General features: G+C 54.1%; 8 protein-coding genes. 3 read left to right on the top strand and 5 right to left on the bottom strand.

Features of this window, described 5'->3' with window-relative positions; all coding sequences use genetic code 11:
* Positions 1–8: 8 nt before the first annotated feature.
* On the top strand, positions 9–2,072 hold the full coding sequence (locus GFC06_RS00385) for a glycoside hydrolase family 36 protein (RefSeq protein WP_200013958.1): 2,064 nt from the start codon (positions 9–11) through the stop codon (positions 2,070–2,072).
* A gap of 83 nt (positions 2,073–2,155) precedes the next feature.
* On the opposite strand, the gene yacL is transcribed toward GFC06_RS00385, so the two are convergent.
* Positions 2,156–2,518 (bottom strand): protein YacL, encoded by a 363-nt coding sequence (yacL, locus tag GFC06_RS00390; RefSeq protein ID WP_075847966.1) that lies wholly within the window; start codon positions 2,516–2,518, stop codon positions 2,156–2,158.
* A gap of 174 nt (positions 2,519–2,692) precedes the next feature.
* Positions 2,693–5,290 (bottom strand): bifunctional aconitate hydratase 2/2-methylisocitrate dehydratase, encoded by a 2,598-nt coding sequence (gene acnB / locus GFC06_RS00395; RefSeq protein WP_016151723.1) that lies wholly within the window; start codon positions 5,288–5,290, stop codon positions 2,693–2,695.
* A gap of 447 nt (positions 5,291–5,737) precedes the next feature.
* Between acnB and GFC06_RS00400 the strand changes: the two genes are divergently transcribed.
* Together GFC06_RS00400 and GFC06_RS00405 are read left to right on the top strand one after the other, a co-directional pair.
* Entirely contained in the window at positions 5,738–7,324 is a 1,587-nt protein-coding gene (locus tag GFC06_RS00400) for a DUF3300 domain-containing protein (protein ID WP_153689716.1), read from the top strand.
* Between the two features lie 10 nt (positions 7,325–7,334).
* Positions 7,335–8,129, top strand: a complete 795-nt coding sequence (locus GFC06_RS00405) for a DUF2950 family protein (RefSeq protein ID WP_047499851.1) — start codon at positions 7,335–7,337, stop codon at positions 8,127–8,129.
* 61 nt (positions 8,130–8,190) lie between these two features.
* Here the strand turns inward: GFC06_RS00405 and traT are convergent, their stop codons facing one another.
* The 3 genes from traT to aceF all read right to left on the bottom strand — a co-directional run bounded on the left by traT (position 8,191) and on the right by aceF (position 12,610).
* Positions 8,191–8,922, bottom strand: coding sequence for a conjugal transfer complement resistance protein TraT (gene traT / locus GFC06_RS00410; RefSeq protein WP_153689717.1), 732 nt, complete (start codon positions 8,920–8,922; stop codon positions 8,191–8,193).
* A gap of 195 nt (positions 8,923–9,117) precedes the next feature.
* The gene (gene lpdA / locus GFC06_RS00415) at positions 9,118–10,542 is read right to left on the bottom strand and encodes a dihydrolipoyl dehydrogenase (RefSeq protein ID WP_003018686.1); all 1,425 of its coding nucleotides are present in this window, start codon (positions 10,540–10,542) and stop codon (positions 9,118–9,120) included.
* 175 nt (positions 10,543–10,717) lie between these two features.
* Positions 10,718–12,610 carry a pyruvate dehydrogenase complex dihydrolipoyllysine-residue acetyltransferase gene (gene aceF / locus GFC06_RS00420; protein ID WP_153689718.1) on the bottom strand — a complete coding sequence of 631 codons (1,893 nt, stop codon included), beginning with the start codon at positions 12,608–12,610 and terminating at the stop codon, positions 10,718–10,720.
* Positions 12,611–12,618: the final 8 nt, after the last annotated feature.

A 12,618-nucleotide genomic window follows, 5' to 3' on the forward strand; every position in this document is an offset into this window, starting at 1 on the left:
GCGACAAGATGAGCTTTATAGACTTTAAAGAAGATAACTTCCATATTTCCTTCGAGTTAAATGAAGAACAACAAATTTATATCAGCCAGTTTTTACTTGTCGGAAAGAGTGATGTACAGGGTGCATTCCCTCTTATTCAGGTGCATGTCAGTGGCCATAATCAAAACGATCACCACGCCCGTAAGCATACCGGTAGCGAACCAGGCTCCTCTCTGCGCTATCACGCCCATCGGGAAAGCGAAAATGCGCAGGGGAAAAAACTGGAGATAGATCTACATAGCCCAGCGGTTCACGCCCGCTGGCATCTACAGCATTTTCGTGGGCTACAGGCGGCCCGCGTCTGGTGTGATATCCGTAACGCCAGCGCCGATACTATCGGCCTGGAGTATGTCAGTTCGCTGACGTTGTTCGCCATCGACAGCCTGCCCTGGCAAAAAAATAGCGTCCTGCATCTACCGCATAATAACTGGTACGGCGAAGCACAGTGGAAAAGCGCCACACCACCAGAGCTTGGGCTGGATAAGGTGAATGTCTTCTCCCTTAATCGTATCGCTATCGAAAACACAGGAACCTGGTCCAGTATTGGCTATCTTCCAATGGCGGCATTTGAAGACACGGCGGCAGGAACAACGCTACTCTGGCAAATTGAGCATAACGGTTCGTGGCAATGGGAGATCGGCGATTTCCGTAATCGTCTCTATTTGCAGGCTAGCGGGCCAACGGAAAACGAAAATCACTGGTGGAAACAACTACTACCCGGTGAAACCTTTACCTCCGTGCCTGTTGCCGTAAGCCAGGTACACGGCGGGCTGCAAGAGGCGCTACAAGAGATAACGCGCTATCGTCGACGAATAATGCGCCCTTCACAGGATAATGTGCAGCTACCAGTGATCTTCAATGATTATATGAACTGCCTCTCAGGTGACCCTACAACTGAAAAGTTGCTGCCGTTGATTGATGCAGCCGCAAAGGCTGGCTGCGAATATTTCTGTATTGATTGCGGTTGGTACTCGGACGGTGAATGGTGGGATGGCGTCGGTGAATGGCTGCCTTCATCCGCGCGTTTCCCTGGCGGGATCCACGAACCGCTTGAGTATATTGCCGCCAAAGGGATGAAATCAGGTCTGTGGTTAGAGCTTGAGGTCATGGGCATAGCTTGTCCGCTGGCGCAAAAGCTGCCCGATGAGTGTTTTTTCCAGCGTCATGGCAAACGGGTTATCGACCACCAGCGCTATCAGCTCGATTTCCGCCACCCATTGGTACAAGAACATGCCGAACGGATCATCACGCGCCTGGTCGAGGATTACGGTGTTAGCTATATCAAAATGGATTACAACATCAATGCAGGCAGCGGTACTGACTACCAAGCCGACAGCAGCGGCGATGGCCTGTTGCAACATAACCGTGCCTATCTAGCCTGGCTGCAGAAAACAATGCAACGCTACCCACAACTGGTGATCGAGAACTGCGGCAGCGGTGGTTTACGGATGGATTACGCGATGCTGCAACAGCACAGTATTCAATCCGTTACCGATCAAACCGACTATCGGCTCATGGCGGCTATCGCTGCTGCCGCAGCGTCAGCAGTCACTCCTGAGCAAGCTGCTATCTGGTCTTATCCACTGCGTGAGGGGGATCGGGAAGAAGTGGTGATGAATATGGTTAACAGCATGCTGCTGCGGGTGCATCAGAGTGGTCATCTGGCGGAGTTGAGTGAAGAACGTTTTGCGCTGGTTCAGGAAGGGATTGCGCTGTATAAAACGTTTCGCGAGAAAATTCCGCATCTACAGCCTTTCTGGCCGTTGGGTATGCCCACATTATCCTCACCGTGGTTGGCCTTTGGCCTGCGTAACGAGCATGAGGCGTGGCTCGCGGTATGGCGTATGGACAGCGAACAAGGAGCGATGACCGTCCCTCTCGCGCAACTCGCCACTATCACCTGCGTGTATCCCCAGGCCGAACAGTCGCGCTGCCAGCCTATACTCCAGTCGTCTGGTGCCTGCGTTTTTCTGAACCAAAAGATGACCGCAAGGTTATTTCACCTTACTTTTACCAGTGAATACACCCGATAACGGGCCTGCGAAAAAGTGCTCGGCTATCGGGTGCGCACAGCGCTCACACGATAGTAATGCGGAGCCGAGTGGCTCCGCGTTGATTAGCGTTGTTGTACAAACTCGCGGTACGCCGCCACGACCTGAAGAAAGTCCTCTACGCCGCAAAGTGAAAAGCTCTCTTCGTCGTAGTAGCTCATCCCCTCTTCCATTTCATCTCCGGAGAATTCCAGCTGATTGGCACGCACCATCACCTCTTCACCATCCAGCCAGAGCGTGTATTCATGCCCTGCTCGCTGCCAGGAGCGCTCACTGCCCTTCACCGCATGCGCCGCCTGTTCCACTTCATCAAGTAAGGCCAGGTTCTCTTTCACTTCTTCGTTAAACCAGTGCCCCACCACCTCGTGGCCCATGGACATACGCACTTTTACCACTCCGGTAATATCGCGCAGAAATTCGTAATCCATAATGTCTTCCTCTGCTCCCGGCAATGCGCCAATACCGCATTGCGCCTTGCTGTAATTATCGCAGCAGCGCGGCAGAAAAAAAGCGTAGCGGGTATAAGGAATAGAAATAAAAATGCCCGGAGAAGCAGACTTCTCCGGGCATTGATGCGTTTTTACACAAATCGCGTTAGCGTATTACACCGCGGTCTGGAAAATCACACCATCGGCTTTCTCAGTATACTGAGACAGCTGGTCGAAGTTCAGATAACGGTAAGTATCCACCGCCGTCTTATCAACCTGCGCCACATAGGTCTGATATTCTTCCGCCGTCGGCAGTTTGCCAATCAGCGCCGCAACCGCCGCCAGCTCCGCAGAAGCCAGGTAGACGTTCGCCCCGGTACCTAAACGGTTCGGGAAGTTACGGGTAGAGGTCGAAACCACCGTTGCGCCGTCAGCCACACGCGCCTGGTTACCCATGCACAGCGAACAGCCTGGGATCTCAATACGCGCACCGCTCTTACCAAACACGCTGTAGTAGCCTTCTTCGGTCAGCTGCGCCGCATCCATACGGGTTGGCGGAGCCACCCACAGACGCGTCGGCAACTGGCCTTTGTGTGCATCCAGCAGTTTACCCGCCGCACGGAAGTGGCCGATGTTAGTCATGCAGGAGCCAATGAAGACTTCATCGATCTTCTCGCCCTGCACGTCAGACAGCAGACGCGCGTCGTCCGGATCGTTCGGTGCACACAGGATTGGCTCTTTGATATCCGCCAGATCGATGTCGATCACCGCCGCGTATTCTGCGTCAGCGTCGGCTTCCAGCAATTGCGGATCCGCCAGCCATTTTTCCATCCCCTGCACACGACGCTCCAGCGTACGGCGATCGCCGTAACCTTCAGCGATCATCCACTTCAGCAGAACGATGTTAGAGTTCAGATACTCAACGATCGGCTCTTTGTTCAGTTTGATGGTACAACCGGCAGCGGAACGTTCAGCGGAGGCATCGGTCAGTTCGAACGCCTGCTCCACTTTCAGATCCGGCAGACCTTCGATTTCGAGGATGCGGCCAGAGAAGATGTTTTTCTTACCTTTCTTCTCAACGGTCAGCAGACCCTGTTTGATCGCGTACAGCGGAATGGCGTGTACCAGATCGCGCAGGGTAATCCCCGGCTGCATTTTGCCTTTGAAACGCACCAGAACGGATTCCGGCATATCCAGCGGCATCACGCCGGTCGCAGCAGCAAACGCCACCAGGCCAGAACCCGCCGGGAAGGAGATGCCAATCGGGAAACGAGTATGGGAGTCACCGCCGGTGCCGACGGTATCCGGCAACAGCATGCGGTTCAGCCAAGAGTGGATTACGCCATCGCCCGGACGCAGCGACACGCCGCCACGGTTCATGATGAAGTCCGGCAGAGTGTGGTGCGTGGTCACGTCAACCGGCTTTGGATACGCGGCAGTGTGACAGAAGGACTGCATCACCAGGTCAGCAGAGAAGCCCAGGCACGCCAGGTCTTTCAGTTCATCACGGGTCATCGGGCCGGTGGTATCCTGAGAACCCACGGAGGTCATCTTCGGTTCGCAGTACGCGCCCGGACGGATACCTTTCACGCCGCAGGCGCGGCCCACCATTTTCTGCGCCAGAGAGAAGCCACGGCTGCTTTCCGCCACGTCTTTCGCCTGACGGAATACGTCGCTGTGCGGCAGTCCCAGCGCTTCGCGCGCTTTGGTGGTCAGGCCACGACCGATGATCAGCGGAATACGGCCACCAGCGCGCACTTCGTCGATCAGCACATCAGTTTTCAGCTCAAAGCTTGCCAGCAATTCGCCGGTTTCATGGTTACGCACTTCTCCTTTGAACGGGTAAACGTCAATCACGTCGCCCATGTTCATGTTCGAAACGTCCACTTCGATTGGCAGTGCGCCCGCATCTTCCATGGTATTGAAGAAGATAGGTGCAATTTTGCCGCCGAGACACAGACCGCCGCCGCGCTTGTTCGGTACATGAGGGATATCATCGCCCATGAACCACAGTACGGAGTTGGTTGCAGATTTACGCGAAGAGCCGGTACCAACAACGTCACCCACATAAGCCAGCGGGTAGCCTTTTTTCTGCAGTTCTTCAATCTGTTTGATCGGGCCTACCGCGCCCGGCTGGTCCGGTTCGATACCTTCACGGGCGTTTTTCAGCATCGCCAGCGCGTGCAGAGGGATATCCGGGCGAGACCATGCGTCCGGTGCCGGAGAGAGGTCATCGGTGTTGGTTTCACCCGTCACTTTAAACACGGTAACGGTGATTTTTTCAGCCAGAGCAGGACGGTTCAGGAACCATTCGGCATCGGCCCAGGACTGCATTACCTGCTTCGCATATTCGTTGCCCGCTTTGGCTTTTTCTTCTACATCGTAGAAGTTATCGAACATCAGCAGCGTTGAAGAGAGCGCTTTGGCGGCAATCGGCGCCAGTTTCGCGTCGTCAAGCGCGTCGATCAGCGGATGAATGTTGTAACCACCCTGCATGGTGCCCAGCAGTTCAATGGCTTTTTCTGGAGTCACCAGCGGGGAGGTGGTGTCGCCTTTCGCGACGGCAGCGAGAAAACCCGCTTTAACATAAGCGGCTTCATCTACGCCAGGAGGAACGCGGTTGATCAACAGGTCTAACAGGAATTCTTCTTCGCCCACAGGCGGGGTCTTCAGCAGCTCGACAAGTGCGGCCATTTGGGTTGCGTCTAACGGTTTTGGCACAATCCCCTGGGCAGCACGCTCAGCTACGTGCTTACGGTATTCTTCTAGCACGACGATATCTCCTCGCTCTCATTGTCATAATGCGGCGCTTTTGTAGATGGGCGATTCTCTTCACGCTCCTGTGAGACAGTAGTTAGTAGGGTAAATGCCCGGTACCGCGTAAGGCACAATAACAGGATTTTCATTAAGTGTTAATCCGTTTACAAAAAAGCAACATAAAAAATTGGCTGAATCGTTAAGAATGGTGTAGCGACAAGGCGGGGCGTAATTTAGGCTCCCTAAAAACGATGTAAAATGGTTGATTTTCAAGCGCGACATGCTGAATATTCCAGCGATTTTTCAGCCATCAGATATAATTGTGTAATAAATCTTCACACTCTTTTTCCGGACCTGCCGGGTGAATCCCCAATAAAAGTCAAAACTATCTAACACGGGTGAATAATACTCGCGGCAACAGAACGCCTCACGGCACAGCGCTTGTCTCGTTGGAGTCATTTTATGAAGTTGCCCTTTAAGCCACATCTGCTTGTCCTTCTGTGCAGTGCCGGGCTGTTTGCCGCCTCTGGCGTGATGTTCGTTAAAAGTCGCGCAACGGAGCCAGTAACTCCAGCCCCCGTCGCACAGCAACCGTCCGCACCGGCTCCAGCTCCCGTAGCGGCCCCTGCCCCGGCCGATCAACCAGCGCCCACCGCAGCCCCTACGTACACATCGGCACAAATCGATCAGTGGGTTGCGCCTATCGCGCTCTATCCGGATTCACTGCTGTCGCAAATTTTGATGGCCTCAACCTACCCGGCCAACGTCATCCAGGCCGCGCAGTGGTCAAAAGACAATCCCAAAATGCAGGGTGATGCCGCCATTCAGGCCGTTGCCAGCCAACCCTGGGATCCCAGCGTAAAATCGCTGGTGGCGTTTCCGCAGTTGATGTCGCTGATGGGTGAAAATCCGCCGTGGGTACAGAGCCTGGGCGATGCATTCCTTGCGCAGCCGAAAGAGGTTATGGATTCCGTTCAACGCCTGCGTGCGCTGGCGCAACAGACCGGAGCGTTACAATCAACACCGCAGCAGACCGTTACTACCGTGGTCAAAGCTGCACCGGCTAAAACCGTCACCAGCGAGTCAACGACCACAACAGCCACGACCGCCGCCTCAGCAAGCCCAACGGTAATCAAAATTGAATCCGCCGACCCGCAGGTAGTTTACGTTCCCACCTATAACCCAAATACGGTTTACGGTACCTGGCCGAACACCGCCTATCCGCCAACCTATCTACCGCCAACGCCCGGCGAGCAGTTTGGCAACAGCTTCGTTAACGGTTTAGGCTTCAGCCTCGGCGTCGCCACAACTTATGCCATTTTCAGCAATATTGACTGGGATGACGACGATGACTGGGATCACCATCATAACGATGACTGGGATAACCATGGCGGCTATAACCGCAACGGTGATAACAACATCAATATCAACGTTGATAACTTCAATAAAATCAGTGGACAGCGTCTGACGGATGCCAACCGTACCTGGCAGCACAACCCGGCCTATCGCGAAGGGGTGCCGTACCCTAATAGCCAGCTCAATAACCGCTTCCACTCCACTAACACGGCCACGGGCCTAAGCTCAACCCAGCAAAGACCGGTCAACCGTGATAGCCAGCGTCAGGCAGCGTTGAGCCAGATGGAAAAATCAACGGGGAAAACCTTCCCCCAGACGGCGCGTACGGGAACGAAAGACGCCCAGCGTCAGGCATCCAGCCAACAGCTAAAGCAAATTTCCCAGCGTAATAACTACCGTGGTTACGATAGCAAACCGCAAACGGCAAAACGGGCAAACACTCAGCAACATGAACCTCGCCAGGCCGCCACTCAGCGACAAGAGAAACGGGTCACGCAACCAGCGCAGCAACGCAATCTTCAACAACGGACCAGCCAACCGCGGGCCAATGCGCTGAGCGGCAACGACAGTCGCTCCGCCAGTTGGCAGGCGCAGCAGCAGCGAGGGGCTCAAAGCAGGCAGGTCGCCCGCAATCAGCCATCTCGCCAGCTATCCGGCGACCGTGCTGAACACCGTGAATTCCGTCATCGTTAAGGGAAGCGACATGAAAAATAAACTACTCAGTGGAATGGTGTTATTCATGGTTTCGACCACCGCGATGGCACAGCAATCCTTCAGCACACCAGACCAGGCGACCGATGCCCTGGCAACCGCGATAAGCGAGCAGAATGAAAGCGCGATGAACAACCTGCTCGGGGAAAACTGGCGCGAGTTTCTGCCACCGGAAGGCGTCGATCCTGATGCGGTTGATCGCTTCCTGCGCGACTGGAAGGTCCGCCATAATACCGTCATCGACGGCAATAGCGCGCACCTGGTGGTCGGGGACAGCGACTGGCAACTGCCGATCCCGGTTGTTAAAACCGCTTCCGGCTGGCAATTTGATATCAAGGAAGCGGCTGAAGAGATCCTGACCCGTGAGATTGGGCGCAACGAACTTGCGGCTATTGAAGCATTACACGCCTATGTTGATGCTCAGCAAAGCTACTTTGCGATGAACCAAAAATACGCGCAAAAGATTGTCAGTTCTGAAGGGAAAAAAGATGGTCTGTACTGGCCTGTTTCGCCCGGCGAAGCGCCAAGCCCGCTTGGCCCGGCCTTTAGTCCGCAAGAGCCTGGCACGGGCTATCACGGCTATCGTTTCCGTATCCTTCCCGATAAAACCAGCGGCTTTGCGATGGTTGCCTGGCCCGTCAGCTACGATCACACTGGTGTTATGAGTTTTATGATTAACGGTGATGATAAAGTCTACCAGGCCGATCTCGGCGCTGATGCACAGCAGAAAGCCGAGGCGTTAACCGCATATCATCTGGATAAAAACTGGCAGCCCGTAGCGCCCTGAATGCCAGTCAAATAGTGATTTGGCCGGGGAAGCGCCCCCCCTCCGGCCAACTCACGAGAGATTACAGGATGTTAGCGACGGATTTCGCCAGCTGCGCTTCCAGAACCGGTTTCGCTTCTTCGAACTTCAGGTTCACTTTGTTGGCATTAGACACGACGCGGGTCTGGTATTTTGCGCGATCGCCCTGCGCGCTGCTGGTTTGCAGCTTGATACCGGACGTGCCCTGGCGCAGTGCGGCAACGTTATCCGTTGTCACTTTCGCTTTGCTGCGCTCAGAGATTTGCAGGTCAGTGACCATGGTGTAGTTCACGTCTTCTACCATGGCATCCGCGGCCATACCGATCAGCCCCGCCGCCAGGCCAACGCCCAGCGCCGCGCCGGAGGAGTTGCTGTTATAGGCAGTGATCCCCGCTCCCAACGCAGCACCCACCGCTGCCCCTTCATAGCCGGTCTTCAGGAAGCCCTGAGCTTCACGCAGATCCATTTTGTCCGCTTTCAGTACGTTCGCCTGTACCCAGTAGTAAGCGCTGTCTGGTGAACTGGTCACTTTATAGCCCTTCGCAGACAGGTCGTTTGCCAGCAGGGTTTGCAGGTTGCTCATGTCTTTATCAGAAGTGTTTTTTACCTGAATGTAGACGGTCTTCTCGTTGGAAGGCTCCAGCCAGATAGTTTCACTCATCTGCGTTTTCACTTCGAGATTACGTTTTTTAACGGCGGTGGTCATCGCGCCACAACCAGTCAGCGTCATTGTCGCGACAACCATGCCAACAACCGCGATTTTTTTTAAAGACATGTTATTTCCTTTTTTCGTGTAATAGAGAATCCAGAGCCTCTTAACCGCGCGGCCAGTAGCCACACAATGGCGAAAAAAGTATCGGCAGTTGCGCAATTTTTTTTAGTGGAAATATCAATAAGATGACTACCAGAACTGGTAGCTTTCAGGCAAAAAAAACGCCTCCGAAGAGGCGTTTTCACAAAAGCGGGAAGACTACTTTTTCTTCGCTTTCGGGTTTGGCAGGTCGGTGATGCTACCTTCGAACACTTCTGCCGCCAGGCCCACAGACTCGTGCAGAGTCGGGTGCGCGTGGATGGTCAGCGCAATGTCTTCAGCATCACAACCCATTTCGATCGCCAGACCGATTTCACCCAGCAGCTCGCCGCCGTTGGTACCGACAATCGCACCACCGATAACACGGTGAGATTCTTTGTCGAAAATCAGTTTAGTCATACCGTCTGCGCAGTCGGAAGCGATAGCACGACCAGAAGCAGCCCACGGGAAGGTGGCGGTTTCGTAGCTGATGCCTTTCTCTTTCGCTTCTTTCTCAGTCAGGCCAACCCATGCAACTTCTGGTTCAGTGTATGCGATGGATGGGATAACTTTCGGATCGAAGTAGTGTTTCTTACCGGCGATAACTTCAGCGGCAACGTGACCTTCGTGAACACCTTTGTGCGCCAGCATCGGCTGACCGACGATATCGCCGATAGCAAAGATGTGCGGCACGTTGGTACGCAGCTGTTTGTCAACGCGGATGAAGCCACGGTCATCAACTTCCACGCCAGCTTTGCCCGCGTCGAGGTTTTTGCCGTTCGGTACACGACCGATAGCCACCAGCACTGCATCGTAACGCTGAGCTTCAGCAGGCGCTTTTTTGCCTTCCATAGAAACGTAGATACCGTCTTCTTTCGCTTCAACGGCGGTTACTTTGGTTTCCAGCATCAGGTTGAATTTCTTGCTGATGCGTTTGGTAAAGACTTTAACCACGTCTTTATCGGCAGCCGGGATAACCTGGTCGAACATTTCAACCACGTCGATCTCTGAACCCAGCGCATGGTACACGGTACCCATTTCCAGACCGATGATACCGCCGCCCATTACCAGCAGGCGCTTAGGAACAGTTTTCAGTTCCAGTGCATCGGTGGAATCCCACACGCGCGGATCTTCATGCGGAATGAATGGCAGTTCGATCGGACGGGAACCCGCCGCGATGATCGCGTTGTCAAAGTTGATCACGGTTTTGCCGTTTTCACCTTCAACTTCCAGGGTGTTTGCCCCGGTAAATTTACCCAGACCGTTAACCACTTTCACTTTACGGCCTTTGGCCATACCCGCCAGACCGCCGGTCAGTTGAGTGATAACTTTTTCTTTCCAGGTACGAATCTTGTCGATATCGGTTTTCGGCTCGCCAAAAACGATACCGTGTTCAGCCAGCGCTTTGGCTTCTTCGATAACTTTTGCTACGTGCAGCAGCGCTTTAGAAGGGATACAGCCGACGTTCAGACAAACACCACCGAGGGTGCTGTAACGTTCTACGATGACGGTCTCCAGACCTAAATCTGCGCAACGGAAGGCAGCAGAGTAACCTGCAGGGCCTGCCCCAAGTACCACGACCTGAGTTTTGATTTCAGTGCTCATCATGACCTCTTAATTTATACCCGTCGTCCACCGGGTCGTTCTATCCGCCCGTATTTTACAAAATTGTTAACAATTTTGAAACAACAAACGGCAACCGATTTGTCTTTCGCACAATAACCTCACTGACTTCATGAGATTACCAGAAAAAAGCCGGCCGTCGGGCCGGCTTTTTCGCTTACATCACCAGGCGGCGAATGTCAGACAGCATGTTGTTGATGATGGTGATAAAGCGCGCACCATCAGCACCGTCGATTACGCGGTGGTCGAAGGAGAGCGAAATCGGCATCATCAGACGCGGCATAAACTCTTTACCGTTCCACACTGGCTCCATAGAGGACTTGGAGACACCGAGGATAGCCACTTCCGGCGCGTTCACAATCGGCGCGAAGTGGGTCGTACCCAGGCCACCGATGCTGGAGATGGTGAAGCAACCGCCCTGCATTTCGCCAGCGGTCAGCTTGCCATCACGCGCTTTCTTGGAGATGGTGGTCAGTTCACGAGACAGCTCGGTAATGCTCTTCTTGTTCACGTCTTTGAAGACCGGAACAACCAGACCATTCGGCGTATCTACCGCAACACCGATGTTGATGTATTTTTTCAGGGTCAGACGCTGACCGTCTTCAGACAGAGAGCTGTTGAAGCGCGGCATCTGTTCCAGAGCGGCGGCAACGGCTTTCATGATGAAGACCACTGGCGTGAATTTCACATCCAGTTTACGTTTTTCAGCTTCGGCGTTCTGCTGTTTACGGAACGCTTCCAGATCGGTGATATCGGTCTTGTCGAAGTGAGTAACGTGCGGGATCATCACCCAGTTACGGCTCAGGTTAGCACCAGAGATTTTCTGGATACGGCCCAGTTCCACTTCTTCGATTTCACCAAACTTGCTGAAGTCCACTTTCGGCCAAGGCAGCATGCCCGGAATACCGCCGCCTGCTGCTGCCGGAGCAGCTTCAGCACGCTTGATAGCGTCTTTCACGTAAGCCTGAACGTCTTCACGCAGGATACGACCTTTACGGCCAGAACCTTTCACTTTCGCCAGGTTTACACCGAACTCGCGCGCCAGGCGACGAATCAGCGGCGTTGCATGAACGTAAGCGTCGTTCTCAGCGAACTCAGATTTACCTTCCGCTTTCGCGGCCGGAGCTGCGGCTGGTTTAGCAGCCTGAGCCGGTGCAGCTGCAGAGGCTGGAGCAGCCGCGGCAGCTGGAGCTGGAGCTGGTGCTGCGCCTTCAACTTCGAAGATCATAATCAGAGAACCGGTTTTGACTTTGTCACCGGTGCTGATTTTGATTTCCTTCACGGTGCCCGCGAACGGTGCCGGAACTTCCATCGACGCTTTATCGCCTTCAACGGTAATCAGTGACTGCTCAGCGGCAATTTTATCGCCCACTTTAACCATCACTTCAGTGACTTCAACTTCGTCACCGCCGATATCCGGAACGTTAACCTCTTTCGAGCCAGAAGCTGCCGGAGCCGCCGCTGCTGCTGGAGCTGCCGCCTGAGCCGGTGCTGCAGCAGGCGCTGCGCCTGCAACTTCGAAGACCATAATCAGAGAACCGGTAGACACTTTGTCGCCCGTGTTGATTTTGATCTCTTTAACGGTGCCCGCGAACGGCGCCGGAACTTCCATCGACGCTTTATCGCCTTCAACGGTGATCAGAGACTGTTCAGCCGCAACGGTGTCGCCCACTTTAACCATAACCTCGGTAACTTCGACTTCGTCACCGCCGATGTCCGGTACGTGTACTTCTTTCGCCGCTGCCGCAGCAGGTGCTGCTGCCGGAGCTGCTTCTTTCTTCTCTTCTGCCGGAGCAGGTGCAGCGGCTGCTGCACCATCGGCGGAATCGAAAATCATGATCAGTTTGCCGGTCTCAGTTTTGTCGCCAACAGAGACTTTGATCTCTTTAACGATACCTGCCTGAGGAGACGGAACTTCCATAGAGGCTTTGTCGCCTTCTACGGTGATCAGCGACTGTTCAGCTTCAACTTTGTCGCCCACTTTGACCAGGATCTCGGTGATTTCAACTTCATCAGCCCCGATGTCCGGTACATTGATTTCGATAGCCATTATTCTTT

Origin of the sequence: Citrobacter braakii (assembly GCF_009648935.1) — a bacterium.
GTDB lineage: Bacteria > Pseudomonadota > Gammaproteobacteria > Enterobacterales > Enterobacteriaceae > Citrobacter > Citrobacter braakii.

What these genes read in the sequence shown, in the direction of transcription:
- aceF (WP_153689718.1), bottom strand. Translation starts at nt 12,610, where the DNA reads ATGGCTATCGAAATCAATGTACCGGACATCGGGGCTGATGAAGTTGAA.
- lpdA (WP_003018686.1), bottom strand. Translation starts at nt 10,542, where the DNA reads ATGAGCACTGAAATCAAAACTCAGGTCGTGGTACTTGGGGCAGGCCCT.
- yacL (WP_075847966.1), bottom strand. Translation starts at nt 2,518, where the DNA reads ATGGATTACGAATTTCTGCGCGATATTACCGGAGTGGTAAAAGTGCGT.
- GFC06_RS00385 (WP_200013958.1), top strand. Translation starts at nt 9, where the DNA reads ATGAGCTTTATAGACTTTAAAGAAGATAACTTCCATATTTCCTTCGAG.
- GFC06_RS00400 (WP_153689716.1), top strand. Translation starts at nt 5,738, where the DNA reads ATGAAGTTGCCCTTTAAGCCACATCTGCTTGTCCTTCTGTGCAGTGCC.
- traT (WP_153689717.1), bottom strand. Translation starts at nt 8,922, where the DNA reads ATGTCTTTAAAAAAAATCGCGGTTGTTGGCATGGTTGTCGCGACAATG.
- GFC06_RS00405 (WP_047499851.1), top strand. Translation starts at nt 7,335, where the DNA reads ATGAAAAATAAACTACTCAGTGGAATGGTGTTATTCATGGTTTCGACC.